The 19,779-nt window shown below is 58.1% G+C and carries 15 protein-coding genes; 6 read left to right on the forward strand and 9 right to left on the reverse strand.

Features of this window, described 5'->3' with window-relative positions:
* Nucleotides 1–327: 327 nt before the first annotated feature.
* Nucleotides 328–2,178, forward strand: a complete 1,851-nt coding sequence (locus CFB04_RS17610; protein ID WP_157698829.1) for a TonB-dependent siderophore receptor — start codon at nt 328–330, stop codon at nt 2,176–2,178.
* On the forward strand, nt 2,175–3,047 hold the full coding sequence (locus CFB04_RS17615; protein ID WP_088536619.1) for an ABC transporter substrate-binding protein: 873 nt from the start codon (nt 2,175–2,177) through the stop codon (nt 3,045–3,047). The genes CFB04_RS17610 and CFB04_RS17615 overlap by 4 nt, the downstream gene beginning before the upstream one ends.
* Nucleotides 3,048–3,137: 90 nt before the next feature.
* Here CFB04_RS17615 and CFB04_RS17620 read toward each other — a convergent pair whose 3' ends face one another.
* From CFB04_RS17620 to CFB04_RS17660, 9 genes are all read right to left on the reverse strand, one after another.
* Nucleotides 3,138–5,198, reverse strand: coding sequence for a diguanylate cyclase (locus CFB04_RS17620; RefSeq protein WP_088536620.1), 2,061 nt, complete (start codon nt 5,196–5,198; stop codon nt 3,138–3,140).
* Nucleotides 5,199–5,229: 31 nt separating this feature from the next.
* Nucleotides 5,230–6,612, reverse strand: coding sequence for a TldD/PmbA family protein (locus tag CFB04_RS17625; RefSeq protein ID WP_088536621.1), 1,383 nt, complete (start codon nt 6,610–6,612; stop codon nt 5,230–5,232).
* Complete coding sequence (locus tag CFB04_RS17630) at nt 6,605–6,862, reverse strand: DUF4911 domain-containing protein (RefSeq protein ID WP_088536622.1); 258 nt, start codon at nt 6,860–6,862, stop codon at nt 6,605–6,607. Before CFB04_RS17630 ends, CFB04_RS17625 begins: the two co-directional genes overlap by 8 nt.
* Nucleotides 6,863–6,979: 117 nt before the next feature.
* Nucleotides 6,980–8,422 carry a sigma-54 dependent transcriptional regulator gene (locus CFB04_RS17635; RefSeq protein WP_088536623.1) on the reverse strand — a complete coding sequence of 481 codons (1,443 nt, stop codon included), beginning with the start codon at nt 8,420–8,422 and terminating at the stop codon, nt 6,980–6,982.
* Nucleotides 8,419–10,431: a PAS domain-containing sensor histidine kinase gene (locus CFB04_RS17640; protein ID WP_088536624.1), complete on the reverse strand. Its 2,013-nt coding sequence runs from the start codon at nt 10,429–10,431 to the stop codon at nt 8,419–8,421. The genes CFB04_RS17635 and CFB04_RS17640 overlap by 4 nt, the downstream gene beginning before the upstream one ends.
* Before the next feature lie 122 nt (nt 10,432–10,553).
* Nucleotides 10,554–10,823, reverse strand: coding sequence for a hypothetical protein (locus tag CFB04_RS17645; protein ID WP_088536625.1), 270 nt, complete (start codon nt 10,821–10,823; stop codon nt 10,554–10,556).
* Between the two features lie 252 nt (nt 10,824–11,075).
* Nucleotides 11,076–11,999 (reverse strand): polysaccharide deacetylase family protein, encoded by a 924-nt coding sequence (locus tag CFB04_RS17650; protein WP_088536626.1) that lies wholly within the window; start codon nt 11,997–11,999, stop codon nt 11,076–11,078.
* Between the two features lie 31 nt (nt 12,000–12,030).
* Nucleotides 12,031–12,903 (reverse strand): diacylglycerol kinase family protein, encoded by an 873-nt coding sequence (locus tag CFB04_RS17655; protein ID WP_088536627.1) that lies wholly within the window; start codon nt 12,901–12,903, stop codon nt 12,031–12,033.
* Between the two features lie 25 nt (nt 12,904–12,928).
* On the reverse strand, nt 12,929–14,140 hold the full coding sequence (locus CFB04_RS17660; RefSeq protein WP_088536628.1) for a U32 family peptidase: 1,212 nt from the start codon (nt 14,138–14,140) through the stop codon (nt 12,929–12,931).
* A 162-nt stretch (nt 14,141–14,302) separates the two neighbouring features.
* On the opposite strand from CFB04_RS17660, the gene ybgF reads away from it, so the two are divergent.
* The 4 genes from ybgF (at nt 14,303) to topA (ending at nt 19,776) form a co-directional block, all read left to right on the forward strand.
* Nucleotides 14,303–15,037, forward strand: coding sequence for a tol-pal system protein YbgF (gene ybgF, locus CFB04_RS17665; RefSeq protein ID WP_088536629.1), 735 nt, complete (start codon nt 14,303–14,305; stop codon nt 15,035–15,037).
* A gap of 140 nt (nt 15,038–15,177) precedes the next feature.
* Nucleotides 15,178–16,200 (forward strand): LysM peptidoglycan-binding domain-containing protein, encoded by a 1,023-nt coding sequence (locus CFB04_RS17670; RefSeq protein ID WP_088536630.1) that lies wholly within the window; start codon nt 15,178–15,180, stop codon nt 16,198–16,200.
* Nucleotides 16,201–16,277: 77 nt separating this feature from the next.
* Nucleotides 16,278–17,351, forward strand: a complete 1,074-nt coding sequence (gene dprA / locus CFB04_RS17675) for a DNA-processing protein DprA (protein ID WP_088536905.1) — start codon at nt 16,278–16,280, stop codon at nt 17,349–17,351.
* A gap of 157 nt (nt 17,352–17,508) precedes the next feature.
* Entirely contained in the window at nt 17,509–19,776 is a 2,268-nt protein-coding gene (gene topA / locus CFB04_RS17680; RefSeq protein ID WP_088536631.1) for a type I DNA topoisomerase, read from the forward strand.
* Nucleotides 19,777–19,779 lie beyond the last annotated feature (3 nt).

The raw sequence follows: 19,779 nt of genomic DNA on the forward strand, positions 1-19,779 counted from the left end.
TCTCCGAAAAAAAAGGGGAGCAGAAGCTCCCCTTGAGCAACGAGGCGCAACAACAGGTCTAGAATCTGCCAAATCCTACCGTGCAACACCCCATAATGCCGTCAGCGTCGTCGATTCCTTCATCTATGACTTCCAGCTCCATCTCCCGCTCGACCTTCTCGCTGTCGTTTCCCATAAATCCTCCTATTGGGAATTTCTCATCCTTTTTCAGGATGTTAGCCAGCATTATATGCTGGACATGAAAAGGTGGAAAGTGATAAATACTCGCTGCGACATTGCGCCTCATTATCGCGTGTCGGCACCTGCTTCTGTTCCCTTGAGGGCTTCTTGTACAAGAAATTCCTGACAGCTATGGCAGTCCTCCTTGCCGTGTGGAGTGCAGCAGTGCCCTCTCCCCGCGCTGAGGAGGGCTCGTCTACCCTCGCTCTTTTCGAGGGGGAAGAGGAGCCGGTCCTTTCCACATCCCGCGTTCCCCGCCCGGTATCTCGCATCGCCGAAAATGTCACCGTCGTCACCGCCGACCAGATCGCCCTTCTCAACGCCCACACCCTTGCCGATGTCCTTCAGACGATCCCGGGTATCCAGCTTCAGTATACCCGCACCCCCGGAACATGGACCGACTTCTTCATCCAGGGCGCGATCGGGACGGACACCCACATACTGCTCCTCATCGACGGTGTCCAGATCAACACGTATGTTCAGGGGATCACAGATCCGGGGGGCATCCCGGTACAGCAGATCGATCGGATAGAAATCATCAAAGGCGCGGCATCTCCCTCGTGGGGGCCTGCCCTGGGAGGGGTCGTCAACGTTATCACGAAGTCGCCGGAGAATCAGCGCCGGTTGACCGGTGCTCTCTCCACCTCGCTGGGTGAACGATCTACGAGCGATACCAGAGGGGAAGCCAGCGGCACCATCGGCAGGCTCGGCTACTACCTATCCGGCGGCACCCTTCATTCGGACGGCCTCCTCCCCAATAATGGAATCAATCAAAACAACGGTTACCTGAAGCTCACCTATGACCTTCCGACGAACGGACTCCTGACGCTGGGCGCGAGCATACGTGACAATAGGCAGGGAATGGAGGAGGGATGGCTTCTTCCGTGGGGCATCTTTGTTCATGACTTTGGGAAAATAGATTCCGGATATTCGTTCCTGTCTCTCGACCAGCCGCTGGCGGAGCGTACGACCCTCACCATAAACCTGCGGGGGAGCAGCCGGGACAGTGAAACCACCTGGGGAAATATTGCCGGCGGCACTTTCGTGATCGATCAGGCTGTCTCGGACCGTGAATCTGCCTGGGGAGGGAGCGCCAAGCTGTCGTGGGGGGACAGCTCCACCGGGGTCGTCGGCGGGTTCGATTACGATCATGTAAATGTCCACGCGGACATTACCATCCCTCCCACTACCACTAGCTTTGATCGCTCCTTCGACCGCTGGGGAGCCTACGCCAACGGAGCATTTTCCCTCGGCCGCTTCACACTCCTTCCCGGCATCCGCCTGGACCACACCGGAATTGCCGGTGAATACCTGAGCTACAACGCGGGTGCAACGTTCCGCGTTACCGAAAAGACCTTCCTTCGTGCCTATGGAGCACGCGGATACGGGATGCCGTCTCTCGGTCTGAGCGAAAATATCCAAAAAGTCTGGACGGCGCAGGCGGGGGTCGAGAGCAATGATATCCCGTATCTGTGGCTCAAGGGTACCCTCTTCTACAACCGCATATGGGACGTTTTGATAGACGCGAATCCCTCGACCTTCGCCAGACAGACGAAGCAGGGGTTCGAGGTTGAGGCACGGACCCTTTCCTGGCAGGGGATCTCGCTGTCGGGGGGATATACCTTCACCGACGCAAGGGACGCGGATACCCACGAGCGCCTGCAAGGGGTGCCCCAGCACGGAGCGAAGCTGGGGCTGACGTACGACGACAGCCGCATCGGACTCAAGGGAATCGCCACGGGAAATTACGTCTGGTGGAGGTCTCCTTCTATATTCGAAGGTAGATATACCGCCATCACCTGGGATCTTCACCTGACCCAGAAACTACCCCGGCTAGGCTACATCGAGCCTGAGGTTTTCTTCTCGGCCCGCAACCTCTTCAACGGTGCCCAATATTCGAAGCTGATTTTCAGGAATGCCCCCCGCTGGATCGAGGGTGGAGTGAGGTTCAGATTTTGAGAAGATCCATCGTTCTCATACTCTGCCTCATTCTCTGGGGGACCGGTGCTGCGTGGGGGTACGACCTGCTCCTCGTCCAGAGCAACAGGAGCTCTGTGTACGACGACGTAGTGCGCGGTTTCCGCAGTGCCTGCGGGGCTGAAAGCCGCCTCCTTGTCCTCAGCGACTACGCCGATGCCGATGTCGTGCGGGTGGTGCGGGAGGAGCGGCCGCGGCTCGTGGTGGCTCTTGGCGACGAAGCCATGGCCAAAGTTCGGAAACTGCGGCAGACGCCGGTTCTTGCTGTAATGACCCTGGGCCTTCATGACGGACAGCGCACCGGCATTGCAGGCATCGACATGTATGTTCCTCCTGAGAGGTATTTCCCTCTGTTCGGTCCGCTACGTGCCGAGAGAATCGGTGTCCTGTACGATCCTGCAAAGACGGGTTGGTACGTAAAGCGGGCGGTGGCGGCGGCGAAGCGGGCAGGGGTGCACCTGGTGCTGCGCGAAGTGCATAACCCCAGGGAGGCGGTAGCCGCCCTCTATGACCTGAAGGGGAAAGTGGATGCCCTCTGGATGATCCCGGACACAACAGCAGTGACGCGAGAGAACCTGGAGGCGTGGTTCGGTTTCTCGCTGCAGCAGTCGGTGCCGGTGGTTTCCTTCACTGCAGCTCACCTGCGGATGGGCGCTGCCGCAGCCGTCGATATCGACAGGGGGGCATTGGGCCGGCAAGCGGGTGAGCTGGCCAACCGGCTTCTAGACGGATCTCCTCATGCCGAGCAGCCGGTAGAGTCTCCTCAGACCACCACCATAAAGAGTAATGCATCCGTCCTCAAAAACCTCGGATTTCCCGCCAACCTTCTCGACAGACTTGCGGACCGGTAACACCGCCTGCCGGCGATCTTGCGCGTGAGCAGTATGCAAAAAAGGGCGACCCTGATGGGCCGCCCTTTTTTATTCAAGTCGGGTCGCCGTTCATTTTTTCATCAGACTGATCCTGGGGGCTTCCTTGTTCTCTTCCTGCTTCGTCCCGTTCAGCATCACGATGCGATTCCGTCCCCCTGATTTGGCCTCGTATAGAGCTATATCGGCGGCGTTGACGAGGGTAGTGGGGTTGTTGCCGTCATGGGGAAAGGAGGCGATGCCTATGCTTGCCGTCAATCGGCCGAAAGGAAGGTGCTCTTCCCCCTGAAACAGTTCCGCCTCTACATCCCGCCTGATCCTTTCGGCTACGAAAATCGACTCGCGCTTTGACGTTCCAGGCAGCAGAACGCAAAATTCCTCCCCTCCGTAACGGGTTACGACGTCCATCTCCCGCACCGAGCCCCTCAGTACCCGCGCGATCTTCCTGAGAGCCTTGTCCCCAGCCACATGCCCGCAGATGTCGTTGTAGGTCTTGAAGTAATCGATATCGATCAGCATGACCGTCATGTGCTGCTGATTGCGCATGCTTCTGTTGATCTCTTCATCCATGCGACGTTCAAGGAAGCGCCGGTTGTAGAGATCGGTAAGGGGGTCTGTGATGGAAAGACGCTCCAGCATCTCGACCTTTTCCTGGTAGTCGTTCCGGCGCAGCATCGAGGCGACATGGTTGGTGAAGGGGGTTAGCAGCGCCAGATCCTCCTCCACGAAGATACCCTCGTTCTTTTTGTCTGCCAGGTTGAGAACGCCCAGGACCTGCCCGCGGTGGAGGAAAGGGAGCGACATGAATGACTTCGTCTTGAACCGCGGCCGGTTGGGGGAGGCAACCCGCGGGTCCTTTTCGATGTCGTTTACCACCAGAGGGGTTCCGTTCAGTGCGACTTTCCCGGCAATGCCGCTGCCCGGTTTAACATCCATCACCTTGAGCAGCTGCGGATTCAGTCCGAGGGCGGATTTGATGCGTAGAACTTCACGGTCCTCAGCGAAAAGCATGAATGAGCCGCTGGAAGCTTCCACCAGTTCCGCTGCCGTCTGAAGCACGATGTCGTGAAACGCCTCTCCATCGCTCAGAGCCAGAGTGCTGATCATGCCGAGCAGCCTCTCGGAGCGTGAGGTTTTCCGGGTAAACTCTTCTTCCCTTTGGAGCATGGCCAGCCGCAGCGCGGCGCGCCCGATCATTATGCCCATCAGCAGGAGATCGTCTCCGGCCACTTCCCCCCCCTGCACGATCATGGCGCCAAACGTCGTCCCCCCCGTGGAGAGCGGCAGGTAGGTTGCCGTGTGGACCTGACTGGAAGGGAGGAGTTTCCGTAGTACGTCTTCCTGCAGAGGCACGGGTGGTGTCGATCCGGGGGGTGAGAAACGATAGAGGAGGTCGGCTTTGACGGAGGTAGGAGCGCTTTCTCCCCACAGCTCCTGCAAAGTGAAAGTGCTTCCATTGTCGGAGGGAATGACGGCGGAAATGCCCGGTGCGTCGAGCATGATCCCAATGGCTTCGGAGAGGAGGTCGAAGACTTCCTGGGGGGAGGCGCAGCTATCCAGTTCTTCCGACACATGCAAAGCAAGCTTCAGCCGGTCGCGCAGGTCGGCGTCGCCCGGCGTCCGTTCCGTTCCCTCAGCCGGAAGAACGGCTAAGGCTTGCACCCGTTGCGCGGCGCTGCTCACCTCCTGCTCGGTAACTACGGGCAGTTCCTGCAGATGTTCAAGAAGGGCGAAGGGATTCATCCCCTCAGCCTTGGATATGGCCTCTATCCGATAGAGGTCCAGAGACTTTTCTCTTACACCGGTGGCTACAAGGTAGTGGTGTTGCCCGTTCTGGTGTTGCAGCTCGACTACGAATCCAAGCAGACCCAGGGGGCAGCGGAACAGTGCGGGGCGTCCTGTTTCGGATGCCTGGTCAATGCTGGTTTTCAGCGAGGAGAGGCAAACCGCGCTGCACAGTGAGCTGTATCCTTCGGCGCGGCAGGCCTGCCACGCCTCACTGCCGGTAATCCGGTTGTCTCCCTCCCGCCCGTAAATTGCGAGATGGTAGCCGTCCAGCGATGCCCGCTCTTGCACAGATGACAGGAGATGTTCGTAAGGAGGAGTGGATGGGTGGGGCATGTGTAGCATCATCCCTTCCTTGAAAACTTGGTGCTGTATTGTCTCATGCTGCTCCACCGACCGTGATTTCCCCGATCAGAAGTGTCGGCTGTGCATCGGCAACCGGTACACCCTGACCGTCTTTTCCGCAGGTGCCGATGCCGAAACCGAGGTCGCTGCCCACCTTTTCGATTTTTTTCAAAACGTCGGGTCCGTTCCCCGTCAGGGTCGCTCCTCGCACCGGTTCTCCCACCACTCCATTTTCGATGAGGTACCCCTCGGTCACTTCGAACATGAAGTTGCCGTTCACTGTGTTGACCTGACCACCCCCCATTTTTCGCACGAGCAGCCCCCGCTCGACCCCCTGGATGATGGATTCCGGCGATGACGACCCGGGAGCGATGATGGTGTTGGACATCCTGACGATCGGTTTCATCTGGTAAGACTCGCGCCGCCCGTTGCCTGTGGATCGGCAGCCCTCCTTCATGGCTGTGAGGCGGTCGTACATGTATCCTTTGAGGATGCCGTTTTCCACCAGCACCGTTCTCTCGGCAGGCGATCCCTCGTCGTCGAAAAAGAAGGATCCGCGTGCATGGGGGATTGTTGCGTCGTCGACGACAGTGACGAGGGGGGATGCGACCTGCGTGCCGACCTTTCCGGAGTAAACCGACATTCCGCTCTGTGCAAGGTCGGCCTCCAGCCCGTGGCCGATTGCCTCGTGAACCATCGTTCCTCCCGCTTCAGAGGAGAGAACCACCGACATGGACCCGCCGGGCGCCTTGCGTGCCGAAAGCATCATGACGGCTCTCCGGGCGGCGGTGACGGCGATTTCCTCAGGAGAACGGTCACGGAACAGTTCGAAACCCCGAACGCCTCCCAGTGGTTCGTAGCCGGTCTGGATGATGTCGCCGCGGGCGGCAACCGCCTGAACGGTGAAGACGGTGCCGGTGCGGCTGTTCTCGATGAACTCCCCAAGAGAGTTCATGATTTTCATGGTGGCGGTGCCGTCCCGATAAAGTACCGTTACTTGCCGCACATCGGGGTCAAAAGCGCGGGCAGTTCGGTCGGCTGCCTGGACAAGAGCGACTTTTTCTTCGAGAGGAACGGTGTCGGGGGGCTGCAAGATCGGGAACCCCCCTGCGGACTTGCGAGGGCGCAGATCCATGACTCCTGCGAACTGCTCGCCTTTTACGGCTCTGCTGGCCGTATGGGCCAGGGAGAGGAGTGCCGCTTCCGTTATGTCGTTGGTGAAGGCGTAAGCGGTCCGCAGATCGGAGATGACGCGGATTCCGACACCTCTGTCGGTTCCGGCGAGAACCTTTTCTATTTTTCCGTCGTCACAGACAATTGCCGTCGAGGAGCCTTCTTCATAATAGATGTCGGCGAACTCCCCGCCATTGGCCAATGCCTGCCGCAGAATCCTTCCGGTGTCGAACTGTTCAAGCATGACCTGGACTCCATTGTGAGAAAGTGGACGGGTCCGCCACGACTTCGACCATCCCCGTTTCCTGCTGCAATGCCGACAGCAGGTCCTCCACATCGGGGGCAAAGGCCGGGTCGTAGCTGATACGGACGATACCGTTCAGTTTATCTGCTGTACTCAGAGTGGCAAGCCCTTCGTAGGCCTCCATGATGAACTTGAGGTATATCAGTTCGCGGCGCATGATCCGGAAGTGACGAACAGAGGTGCACTGCATGGTATCTCCTGCTGAGGATGTTCTTAGATAGCAGGTAAAGCCCCAAAAAACAAGACAAGATGCAACCGGAAACGGGTTCAGTGGAAACTTCCCCCGCTCCTGCAGTGTTTCTACGGATTATTGCTCCCCATGCGACCTGCGGGAAAGGGGAACGCCCCTGTTTCTGAGACGCCGGTGGAGAGCCTGCCGTGTGATTCCGAGCATCCCGGCGGCTATATTGCGCCGTTCCCCGGCAATGCTCATGGCTGCTTCGATCATGCACTCAGCCACCTCTTCTATCGTTGGAAACCTGCCGAACAGGCGGCGCAGCATCTCGGAAGCTTCCTGGGGAGTGGCGGCTTTCAGAGGCTTTACCTCGATATGGCTGCGAATGCAAGGGAAGCTGTCGGCGGTAAGCGTTCCTGTGGCGTCTCTGGCAACGGCGTCATATACGAGGGCCTGCAGTTCCCGAACGTTGCCGGGAAACTCGCAACTGGCCAGCTCTTCGGCCAGCCCCGGAGCAAGCAGGGGCTGTTTCCGCCGCAACGAGACAGCTGCCTGTTCCACGAAATGCCCGAGGAGCAGTGGAATGTCATCGGTGCGCTCGCGGAGCGGCGGCACGTGCAACTGGTAAGCGCACAGCCGGTAGTAGAGATCCTTGCGAAACTTACCCTCTGCGATGAGCCGGGTCAGGTCCTGGTTTGTGGCTACGATGATACGCGCATCGGTGGACTTGAGGGTGTCCGAGCCGAGGGGGTAGTATTCGTGGCTCTGCAGGAGGCGTAGCAGTTTAACCTGTGACGAGGGATTCAGGTCTCCGATTTCGTCAAGGAAGAGGGTGCCTGCCGCGGCTTTCTGGATCAACCCGTCCCGTGACCGGTCCGCACCCGTGTACGCTCCCTTTTTGTGGCCGAAGAGGGTGTCGGAAAAAGTGAAATCGTCAAGCCCTGCGACATTCACAGTCACGAACTCGCCGGGCATGCCGCTCAATTCATGCACAGCTGCGGCAATGAGGTCTTTGCCGACGCCGGTTTCGCCGGTGATGAGAATCGGCTGCCGGCTTCGGCTGATTACCTCCGCATACTGGAAAACCGCACGCATCTTTTTATTGCATGTGATGATGTTCCGGAAGGCCTGGGTGTTGTCGAGCCGGTCGGCGAGAAGGCACTCCTTCAGGCTGGAGAGTTCAGTTTCGAGAGAGCTTAGCCGGAGAGCTTTCTCCACGACGGAGATGAGCCGGTTAGGGTCAACCGGCTTTACCAGGTAGTCGAATGCCCCCGTCTTTAGACACTCCACCGCGGTTTCGACCTCATCCATGGCGGTCATGACGATAACGGGAATGTGGGGATGCGTTCCGACAAGGGTAGTCAGGAGTTCCGTCCCGGAAAGCTTCGGCATCATCAAGTCGAGGACGATGACCGAAACCCGTTCCTTCTCCAGCAGGTGGAGGACATCCCTGCTGTCTGTGGTGGTCGTTACGTCGCCTATCCCTTCTCCTGACAGCGTCATCTTCGTCAGTTCCAGGATTTCCGGTTCGTCGTCCACCAGAAGAATGCTGCCGCCGGTGTAGGAGATGTTCATGCAGGTCCTTTCATTTCTGAAGCCTCAGGCTTTTTTTTCTGATGACTCACCGGGAGCAGTATTGAGACTACCGTTCCTTTTCCGGGCTCGGAGTCGATCTCGATGGAAGCGCCGTGCTCGTCGAGGATTGATTTGGAGATGGCGAGGCCGAGACCGGTGCCGCCATAATCCAGTTTAGTGGAGAAGAAGGGTTCGAAGATGTTGGCCTTTACGTCTGGATGCATTCCGCAGCCTTCGTCGGCGATGGTGACCCTGATGCGTTCGTTACCGGCGTCCAGCGAGGTGGCGACCGTAACACCCGCTTTTTTTCCCGGCAGGGCCTGCACTGCGTTCAATATGAGATTGATGAAGACCTGCTCAAGCTGCTGCGGGTTTCCCTTCACGCGGGGGAGGTGGTCTGTCAGTCGCAGTGTGAATGCATCCGTATGCCGCTTGATCTGGTTGCCGATCAGTGATGCAGCTACGGAGATGGCGCTGTTTATGTCTACCTCGCTGCCCAGGTCCGCTTTTCCCTTGCGTACGAAGTCCTTCAGGTTCTTGATGATCCCTTCGATCCGGCGTGCGTTGTCGGTTATTCCGGCAATATGCTGGGGGAGGGTCTCGCGGATCTGTGAGTAGTAGTGTCCGCCGATGCGGAAGTCCCCCTCCTCCTCATAGTAACGGTCCAGCACCGCGCCGGCGTCTTGCCACGCCTTTGCGACCAGGTGTGCCGTAAAGATGATGTTGCTGTTGGGGTTGTTGACTTCGTGGGCCATTCCTGAAACGAGGAGTCCGAGGGAGGCCATTTTGTTGGTCTGGATCAGCTTTGCCTGCATCGCCCGTTTTTCCGCTTCCGCTTTCTTGCGTACCGAAATATCCCGCGCCACATAGACCAGCTCCGTCATATCCCGGCTGTTTCCGGAAAGTGGAGTAAGGGTGACCCAGTACCAGCGGTCTCTCTCTTCGTCGCGCATTTCCGTCTGAACCGCTGATTTGGAAGTCTGCCGTTCATACTCCTGGTACACGCTGCTGCATCCGGGGCACAGTTCGCTGCAGTGGCGCCCGGCCGCTTCATCTTTTCCTACCCCCAGGTGCTCGGCCATTGCCCTGTTAATGCGAACTATCCGCTGCTCCCGATCCAGAATCGCGATCAGGTCGGGCACAGTGTCGAACGTGCGTTCCCACTCCTCTTTCGCTTTCATCTGCTGGGCAAGGCGAAGCTGTTCCTCAAGTTGCCGCTTTTCCCTGTCCCGTCGCTCCAGGTTCTCAACCATTCCATTGAAAGCGTGGGCCAGCCGGCCGATCTCGTCCTCGCCCCGTGGTGCAATGCGCTGGTAGACTCCGCTGCCGAGTATGTTCACTCCCTCCATCAGAGACGTGAGCGGTTGTGTCATTTGACGTGCGATGAGGTAGGCGCTGCCGGCGCCGAGAAGCAGGAAGGCCGTCATGCAGAGCCCGGCGAGCCAGATGAGGCGCTGCAGCCGCTCTTCCAGGGCGCTCTTGTCGAGCTCCAGCCGTACTGAGCCCAGAAGGGCCGGGGTTTCGTTGCCGTCGCCGTAAAAGAGCATCCCGGCACTCGGCCCCGTTCTGAGCGCCTGGATAGGTGCAATGACCTCGATGACATCCGGGTGCTCCACTCTCAGAGGTGTCTCACCTTCAGCTGGGGGGATATCGATCTTTTTGGGGGGGAGGGGGCCTGTTCCGGATTTGGATCTGGAAATGAGGAGGTCGCCGGAGCTGCTGTAGACTGCAATCGACGTGACATCCCGCTGTGTCGCTATCACTCCCTCAGCGGTTTCGCCTATGGCAGCCGTATCCGCGGCAAAAACAGGCAGCCTAAGGGAGGTCGCGAGCAATGCCGCAAGCAGTTCGCCCTGCCGCCCCATTTCCGTTTTCTGCTCATTTCTGCCGTGAGTTATGAAAAAAATGGTGAATGCGCAGGAAATGGTGACGATGATGACGGCGGCCATGCCGAAAATCTTGGTACGGAAGCTGGGCGATGATGTGAGTGGGAGAAGGGGGAGTCCCATCTAACGGTTCCTTTTACTCAAATGCAAACGGGTAAGAACGTTAGCAAATTGCGTTTCTTTTGTCCATTCTGCAGACTCTTCTTCAAGGAGGAACTTTTTGTGGGTTGTCAAATGCACAGGGATCAAAAATCGGCTGATCCGATGACTTCCCGGATTTTTTGCTCCAGACGTTCTACAACGGCCCCTTTGTCCGCTGTCTGAACTATCTGTTCCGAGAGTTGTTCGATCAGTGCGAGGTCTTCGGGAACGAGATTCATGTGTGTTGAAAGGATGTGCCGCTTCAGTCGTATGAAGTTGCATTCCAGCCTTACCTTAAGCATCTGGTCCAGGCCGGACGTCTTGATTCTGTTGAGGCACTTGTTCGTAATGCTGTAGTTCCTTTCCCTGATCATGTTGCTCCTTTCCGATCCCCTGTTTTCATGCGTTGGCTGCCTGAACTGATGAGGTGTCTCCGATTTCAGGAAACATGCCAGCCACAATAATGCTACAAAAAGCTTATTAATCGGGGACATAGGAGCCGGTCGGTTAGAATTGTGCGGGGCGATGTAAAAAAAGTTTACGTCAATGAGGGGGTGTTTGGATAAACCATCGAATTTTATTGATGAGTTTGGAACGTAAAGTTTTTTGACGCTGGTAAAAAAAGTTTACGGGAAAAGCTCCGGAGGGGGGACGTCAAGCCCCTGAATCGCAACGTTTCCGATCACGCCAGGCATCTCACCCATGGAGAGAGGAGCATCGGGCGCATTCCTGCCGAATTCGTCTGCGGCCTCTTCGAGGGTTATGAAAGTCGCTCCTGAGTCCTTCAGCCGTCCGATCAGGTCGGCGAAGAGCCAGGCCATTGCCTTTCCTTCCCGTTCAGCCTGGATTGTGTGGACGTTAAGTCCGGGGGAGAGGAGGGAGAGGTAGTAGTCGTTGATGTTTTCGGCCGTGATACCGTTCTCGCCAAGGATTTCGTCCATGACCGGGAGCGTCGTGGGAATCTGGAGAGTTGTAAAACGCCGGCCTCCCAAAACAGGGTAGAAAGGTGATGTGCCACGGGCGTCACTGCTGTATGAGAGGAAGAGGGCGTCCTGGATTTCCAGGGAGTCAGCCGTTATGGTCCAGCCTGGCGCGGCGGTGGTGCGTGTCCGGCGCCCGAAGATGTCCTCGAAGCGAGCGCACGCCCTGCCGATCTCCATGGCTACGGTCTTCTTCGGCATCCAGGGGAGCAGGTCGTGCCATTTCACATGATCCCAGCAGTGGATTCCTACTTCATGCCCCATATGCTCAACACTCTTCAGGATATACGGGAATGACGAGCCGATCATCGGTGGAGGGAGAAGAGTTCCGTAGAGCATGGTTGGCAGGCCGAAGGCGGAGGGGGCTCTGCCTCTGAGCATCTTGCGGAGAAAGCCCTTGCGCGTGAAAACGCGGCGTATGGCTTTGCCGGAGTTGTCGGGGCCCATGGAGAAGTAGAATGTGGCGCGGACCCCAGCCTCCTTCAGGATGTCGAGAAGCCGCGGCACGCCGTCACGGGTTCCGGCATAGGTGTCGACGTCGACTTTCAGGGCTATGACAGGTTTCTCCATAGGGCCGCCGCCTGGTTCGCTTGTCAAATGATCAAACTATTATGGATAAATAATCCTTCTCCGTTTCGATTTCAACCGGAGAAATGCCGAAAGGGTCCCCATCGGCCTGAATGGGTTTGCATCCGTTAATCCGTACCTTTTCAGTTCTCAGCCGCACGATATCGGCGCTGCTTGGCACGCCTCCACGCAGTACGGTCGCCAGGAACCGCAGGTACGCACCTCGGGACATGGAACGCAGGCCGATCAGTTCCAGGGTGGGTGTAAATATGCTCGCTTCTGGTGCCAGAATTGCGGGACCGCCGTATCGCGCCGTGTTGCAGAGGAGCAGGGAATGGCAGGAAAAAGTCTGTTCCGGCGTAGTTACCGTCAGTTCCTCCGTTTCCCACTCCCACGCATGGCGCAGCGCAGCAACCGCGTATGCTCCCTTCCCGAAAACCTTCTTTACCTTAAGAGAAACCTTCTGGACAACAGCTCCGTCGACACCGATTCCAGCCATGAGGAAAAAGCGCCTGGTGCGATCGCCGCACCTCAAGGTTCCTGCTGTGAAAGACCGGGAACTCCCGGCGACAATCCGGGAGACAGCGGCTTCCGCATTCTTCAAACCCAGTTCGAGAGCCAGCACGTTGGCGGTTCCCAGGGGGAGAAGGGCGGCTGTCGCCCTGCTGCCGGCGAGTCCGTTCAGGACGGCATTGACGGTCCCGTCGCCGCCGGCGGCGATGACGAGAGGTGCCTCCTCGGTGCTGGCAAATTCACGCGCAAGGGAGGTCATTTCGGAAAAATGCTCGCCAAGGAAAATCTGCGTCTGCACCCCCCCTTCGCGGAGCCGGAGATCGAGCTGCCTGAGTCTCGCCTCCGAAAAGGTCCCGGCGCCGCGGTTGGCTATGAGCGCGCATGCCCTTTTCATATCTTCCTCTGAGCCGGCCGGAGGTTCATCTGACCTTCCGGCGCAGGATGTCCAGGGGGCGGGTGCCTGGTGGAAGTTCCATCCGGATCAGCTGGTTGGGATGAGCGACGGATGCCGGCGAGCCGTCAAGGTTTTGGAAGGATTCGAGAGTGAAGTTCGAGCCTTTCATACCGGGGGCGACCACCTCGATATCGTCCCCGGGGGCGAGACGGTTCCTGACGGCGACGACGAAAGTTCCATCACTATCTTCTTCTTCGACGACTCCGGCCAACTGGTGGCTTCGGAGATAGCGCGAGTGATATTCATGGTCCAGGTTCCGGGGGGGGCCGAGGAAGAATCCGGTGGTGTATCCCCGGTGGCTTATCTTGCAGAGCTCTTCGAGCCACTCGGGACGGAACCGGTAGTTCTGCGGGTCGTCGAAGAACCGGTCGATGGCTTCCCGATATACCCGTACCACCGATGCCACATAGTGGATTCCCTTCATCCGGCCCTCGATCTTCAGGGAGTCGACGCCGCTTCCAACGAGTTCGGGAAGGAACTGGATCAGGCACAAGTCCTTGGAGTTGAAAATGAACGTGCCGTTGGCATCCTCCATAACAGGGAAATATTCTCCCGGCCGCGTCTCCTCCACAAGGGAGTAACTCCAGCGGCAGGGGTGGGCGCACTCTCCCTTGTTGGCCGGTCTGTCTGACATGACGCTCGACAGCAGGCAACGGCCGGAATAGGAGATGCACATGGCGCCGTGAACGAAAACCTCGAGTTCGGCCTCTACCCGCTCACGTGTTTCCCGAATGCCTTCCAGAGTTGTCTCACGCGCAAGATTGATCCGTTTTACACCGCGCTCCTGCCAGAAACGGGCGCTCTTCCAGTTGGTGGTATTCGCCTGGGTGGAGAGGTGGACGGGCTTGGAGGGAGATACTTCGGTCACCATCGAGAAGACGCCGGGGTCCGCAACGATCAGGCCGTCCAGCGGCAGGGCATCGAGCTCTTCCAGGTAACGGTACAGGGAATCGATTTCACTGTTGTCGGGGAAAGCGTTCACGGTCACGTAGACCTTGACTCCCCGTGCGTGGGCGAAGTCGGCTGCCCGCGCCATTTCGTCCAGTGTGAAGTTGTCCGCCAGGTTTCGCAGGCCGAACGATTTTCCACCCAGATAGACCGCATCTGCGCCGTAGTGAACGGCGATACGGAGTTTCTCCAGGTTCCCGGCCGGGGCCAGGAGTTCCGGCTTTTTCATCTGACCTCTCTTTTTTAAGAAAAATAAACCGAATCCTACCACACAACATATACAAAAGAATCCTGAAAGAGAAGCTCGATCAGGGGAAACTTCCTCCTTTGTCCTTGACAAAACCGGGTATTGCCATTAAAGCTCTGTGAAATTTGCGACTGAGGAGGGAATATGAGGATTCGGGTGTTGGTATGTGCCTGTTCCGCAATGCTGTGCATTTCCGGCTGCGGTGCCAACGACCTCATGGTCAAGCGGCAGACGGAAATCGAAGCACGAATGGAGCAGCTCATACAGCGTTATGCTTCTGCCGACGCACGGCTTGCCGAAATGTCGGGGGAGCTGAAGGATGTTCAGGCTCAGGTGAGGCAGAACAGTGCCGATCTGCAGGAAGTGAAGCCGCTACTTTCAGAAATGAAGAGTGCTGTCGATGTAGTGCGACAGAAGCCCCTGGAGACGCAACAGCCGTCCTCTACGGCACTCCCCCCCTCCAGGATCGAAGTAATCAACGGCGAAGCGGCACCGCCGGATAGCGCTTCAAAGATCCAGGACCTCTACATGAAGGCCTTCGGCCTTTACAGTGCCAACGAGTATCAGAAGGCGATCGAAGCCTTTGAGGCCTTCATCGGCACACACCCGGAAAGCGAATATGCTGGTAATGCCCGATACTGGATCGGTGAATGCTTCTATACGCAGAAAGATTTTCGTTCGGCGCTCGAATCGTTCCGCCGCGTGATCGCCGAGTATCCGAAGGGAAACAAGGTTCCCGATGCCATGCTGAAGCTGGGGCTTACCCAGATCAACCTGAACGAGCCGGTCAGGGCCCGGGAGACGCTTCTGGGGCTTGTGGAGCGTTACCCGAAGAGCCAGGCTGCAGCCAAGGCCCGGGAGCGGCTCGGAAAGCGGTAGGCGCTTCCGCTACGGTTAAAGTTATACGTTCATGTGCCGAAAATAAGACGATCCGTATTTCCCGGTCTTTTTCTGCAGCCGCAAGGACTACAGGCCTGGTTGAAACGTATCTTTCTTTAGCGTGATATTCGAGGTGCACCATGAAAAGTATCCTCTCCGCTCTTCTCTTCGTGCTTCCGGCCCTCGCCGCCGGCAGCAGCTACTCCCTTGCCGCCGAGGAAGAACCCTCCGTCTACGTGATCCAGAAGGGGGATACCCTCTGGGGGCTTTCCGACAGATTTCTCCAGGACCCCCGGTTCTGGCCGGACCTCTGGGCGAGGAACGAAAGGATCGGGAACCCGCACTTCATCTTCCCAGGGCAGAGACTGAGAGTCTTTCCGGATCGGGTGGAAATAGAGCCCGCTCAGCCCGCCGTGCCGGCGCCGCGACCGGTTCCTTCTCCACCGGTACCCAAGCCCCATGTCGAGGATACCGCACCTGAAAAAACCTATATGGTGAGCGGCGGCGAAGGATTTCTCATGGAGAACGGCTTCAGGCCGGCCGGCTTCATCGTATCCACATATCAAAACAGGCAGATCGTCGGGGAAGACGATATTGTGTATGTGGATATCGGCAAGGCCCATGGCGCCGGAGTCGGAGACAGGTTTTCCATATTCAAGAGGCTCGATCCGATCAGCCATCCGGTGACCAACGTCATTCTTGGTTACAAAGTCATTCCCCTAGGCACTCTTCAGCTATCCGAGACGGAGGAGAAGGTGTCGAAGGCGCTCATCACCAAGTCCTACATGGAGATCGGCCCCGGTTCTTTTCTGACACCGCACGAGGAACGAAGGCGGGAGATCCCCCTCAGGCAGCCGGAGCACGACCTGGCCGGTTATATAGTCGAGACGCGAAGCGGAAATGCAGCCCTGGCAGCTGGAGATATAGCCTACCTGGATCTGGGAAGGAACCAGGGGCTCGCTGTAGGGAACATGCTCTACGTCGTTCGGGAGGTGGTTCCCGACCAGAAGCTTGTCGAGATGCCGGTGGAGAAGCTCCCGCTCGATGTGGTGGGGGCTGTGGTGGCTGTGGAGGTGGGGGCGAATACCTCTACGGTTCTCATAGTCAAAAGCATTGATACCGTGTATCGCGGCGACAGGGTGGAGATTCGAAAAGCGAAGTAGGGAGTTTCTAAAAGGACCGGTATAGCCGGTCCTTTTTGTATGGGCAGATAACCCTTGTACTGCAGCGGAAGCAGCCGATGGATCACTATTACTGGTTCGCACTCAAATCGGTACCACAGGTGGGAAACGTGACGTTTCGCCGTCTGCTGGAACATTTCGGAACTCCTGAACGTGCTTTGAACGCACCTGCTGAAGAGCTGGCCCTGGTGCGGGGGGTAGGCCCGCAGCTCGCCCAGGCGATAAGGGGTCATGACTACCGCAGGGATGCGGAGCGGGAGTGCAGGCGGATGGAGCTGTGCGGCTGCAGACTCGTCGATATGAATTCTCCCGAGTATCCCCCGGTGCTCCGTGAGTTGCCGGACTATCCACCCTTTCTGTACGTCAAGGGAGCACTGAACGATATCGACCCGGCCGTAGCCGTAGTCGGCTCGCGACGTGCCTCTACGTATGGCGTCACCGCAACGCGCCGGCTGGCGGAGGAGCTTGCGGGGCAAGGCGTTACGGTGATATCTGGCATGGCTAGGGGCATCGATACCGCAGCGCATCAGGGTGCGCTGGCGGCAGGGGGGAAGACGGTTGGAGTTCTCGGGTCCGGCATCGATGTCATGTACCCGCCCGAGAACCGCAGGCTATTCGGCGAGATGGCCGAGCGGGGCGCCCTCGTGTCCGAGTTTCCTCTCGGGACGTCTCCCCTGGCGGAGAACTTCCCTCGCCGCAACCGGATCATAAGCGGGCTGTCGCGTGGCGTCCTGGTGGTTGAGGCTGCCGAAAAGAGCGGTTCCCTCATAACGGCCGAATATGCTCTGGAGCAGGGGCGGGAGGTGTTCGCGATTCCTGGAAACATCACCATGGCCGGGAGCCGCGGCACGAACCGGCTGATAAAGCAGGGAGCAAAACTGGTGGAGTGTGTCGAGGACATTCTGGACGAGCTCTCCTTTCCCCTGGCAAGCTGCGGGAAAAGGTCGGAGGCATCTCCTCTGGCCCCCGAAGAAGAGGCGCTTTGCGCACTTCTTGCGGGAGGGCCTCTGCAGATGGACGAGATCATAGCCACGAGCGGATTGACAGTGGGGGAACTTTCCGCTATTTTACTGCGCCTGGAGCTGAGGGGGGTCATAACCCAGCTCCCCGGCAAGCATTTTGCCGTCATCTGAGATGGTCCCCCGGTTGCGCCTTCTCCGATTTGCGGTAGAGTAGGAAACTGACCGCTCCGGAGGGGCGGAATACCGCCCGGGAGCTTACGCTGCGTTGCGGAGCGCATCACGAGGGTGATGCCACCGTTACTGGTCGAGAGCCTGATCGTGGAGAAATATGCCTAACAATCTTGTTATTGTCGAATCGCCTGCCAAGGCGAAAACGATAGAAAAATTCCTCGGCAAGGACTACCGTGTTCTCGCCTCGTACGGTCATGTCAGGGCGCTGCCGAGCAAGCAGGGCTCGGTGGACATAGAACACGACTTCGAGCCGAAGTATGCTGTGCTCCCGGAGAGCAAGAAGCATATCGATGCAATAAAACGTGAGCTTAAGGACGCAGATGCCCTGCTGCTGGCGACAGACCCCGACCGTGAAGGGGAAGCCATATCGTGGCATCTCCTGGCGGCCCTGGGTTTCGATGGGAAAAAGAAGCCGGAGATTCCGGTACGGCGGGTGGTGTTCCACGAAATAACCCGCGACGCCATCACCGACGCCATCAGAAATCCGCGGGATATTTCCCTGCAACTGGTTGATGCGCAGCAGGCTCGTTCCGTCCTCGACTACCTGGTCGGTTTCAATCTCTCCCCCTTTCTCTGGAAGAAGATCCGTTACGGCCTTTCGGCTGGACGGGTCCAGTCGGTCGCCCTGCGTCTGATCTGCGAGCGGGAGAAGGAGATTCAGGCATTCAGGGAGCAGGAGTACTGGAGTGTCGACGTGCTGCTTGAGAACGGGCAGAAGCAGACCGTCACGGCCCGACTTGTGGAAGCCGACGGAAAGAAGCTCGGCAAGTTCGACATCCCTGACAAGGCTGCGGCCGACGGCCTGACCGATATTCTGTCCCGCGGTAACTACGTAGTCGAGAAGGTCACCAAAAGCGAGCGGAAGCGGTCCCCCTCTCCTCCATTCACTACATCCACTTTACAGCAGGAAGCGGCGCGAAAGCTCGGGTTCTCCGCCAAGAAGACGATGTCCATAGCCCAGAAGCTTTACGAGGGAATCGATGTGGGTGAGGGGTCCGTCGGCCTCATAACCTATATGCGTACCGACAGCGTCGTTCTTTCCAATCAGGCGCTTTCGGAAGCGAAAGAGGTTATTCAGGCTCTTTACGGCAAGGAATATACCCTGCCGAAACCCCGATTCTTCAAGAACCGCGCTAAGAACGCCCAGGAAGCTCACGAGGCGATCCGCCCCACCTCCATCGGGAAGACACCCGCTGAGGTTAAGAAATACCTCTCCGCCGAACAGTTCAAGCTTTACGAGCTGATCTGGAAAAGGACGGTGGCGTGCCAGATGGCGGAGGCCCTCTTGGACCAGACATCGGTGGATATTCTGGCTGCGCCAGGCTTCAGGCTCCGCGCTGCCGGTACGGTAATCCGCTTCCCAGGCTTCATGAAGCTGTATATCGAAGGTGTGGACGACGAGAGCGAGGAGAAGGAAGGAGTCCTGCCGCCGCTGTCGGAGGGAGATGCTCTGAGGCTTGTAGAGCTGAAACCGGAGCAGCACTTCACTCAGCCGCCGCCACGGTACACAGAGGCGACCCTCGTGAAGACGCTGGAAGAATACGGCATCGGCAGGCCGTCAACCTACGCCAGCATCATGAACACGCTGGTGGAGCGCAAGTACGCCCGGCTCGACAAGAAGCGGTTCATCCCCGAAGACGTGGGGATGGTGGTGAACGATCTTCTTACGAAGCATTTCACCCAATATGTCGATTACAACTTTACCGCGCATCTGGAGGAGGAGCTCGACCATGTCTCCCGTGGGGACAAAAGGTGGAAGCCGCTGCTCCAGGAGTTCTGGGGGCCGTTCAGCAACCTGCTGAAGCAGAAGGAGGGAGAGGTCAGCAAGTCGGAGCTAACCACCGAGGCTACCGACGAGACGTGCCCTAACTGCGGAAATAAGCTGGTGGTTAAGCTCGGCAAGCGCGGCAGGTTCATTGCCTGCTCCGGCTACAAGGAAGGATGCACCTACACCCGGAACCTCGATCAGGGGGAGAAGGGGGAAGTGGCGGAGCCGGTCCTGTCCGAGGAGGCTTGCGGCAAATGCGGAAAGCCCATGCTGATTAAGGACGGGCGCTATGGCAAGTACCTTGCCTGCTCCGGATACCCCGAATGCAAGAATATTCAGCCTCTCGTGAAGCCGAAGGGGACGGGGATAACCTGCCCCGAATGCGCCCAGGGAGAACTTACCGAGAAGAAATCGCGCTACGGCAAGATGTTCTACTCCTGCAACCGCTATCCCGACTGCAAGTTCGCCCTGTGGGACCTGCCGGTCCAGGGCCCCTGCCCCAAATGCGGGTTCCCGCTCCTCGTGAAGAAGGTCTACAAGAAGCAGGGAGAGTTCCTCAAGTGTCCGAAGGAAGAATGTGGATATAAATCCATCTGAAGC

The organism is Geobacter sp. DSM 9736 (assembly GCF_900187405.1).
Lineage (GTDB): Bacteria > Desulfobacterota > Desulfuromonadia > Geobacterales > Geobacteraceae > DSM-9736.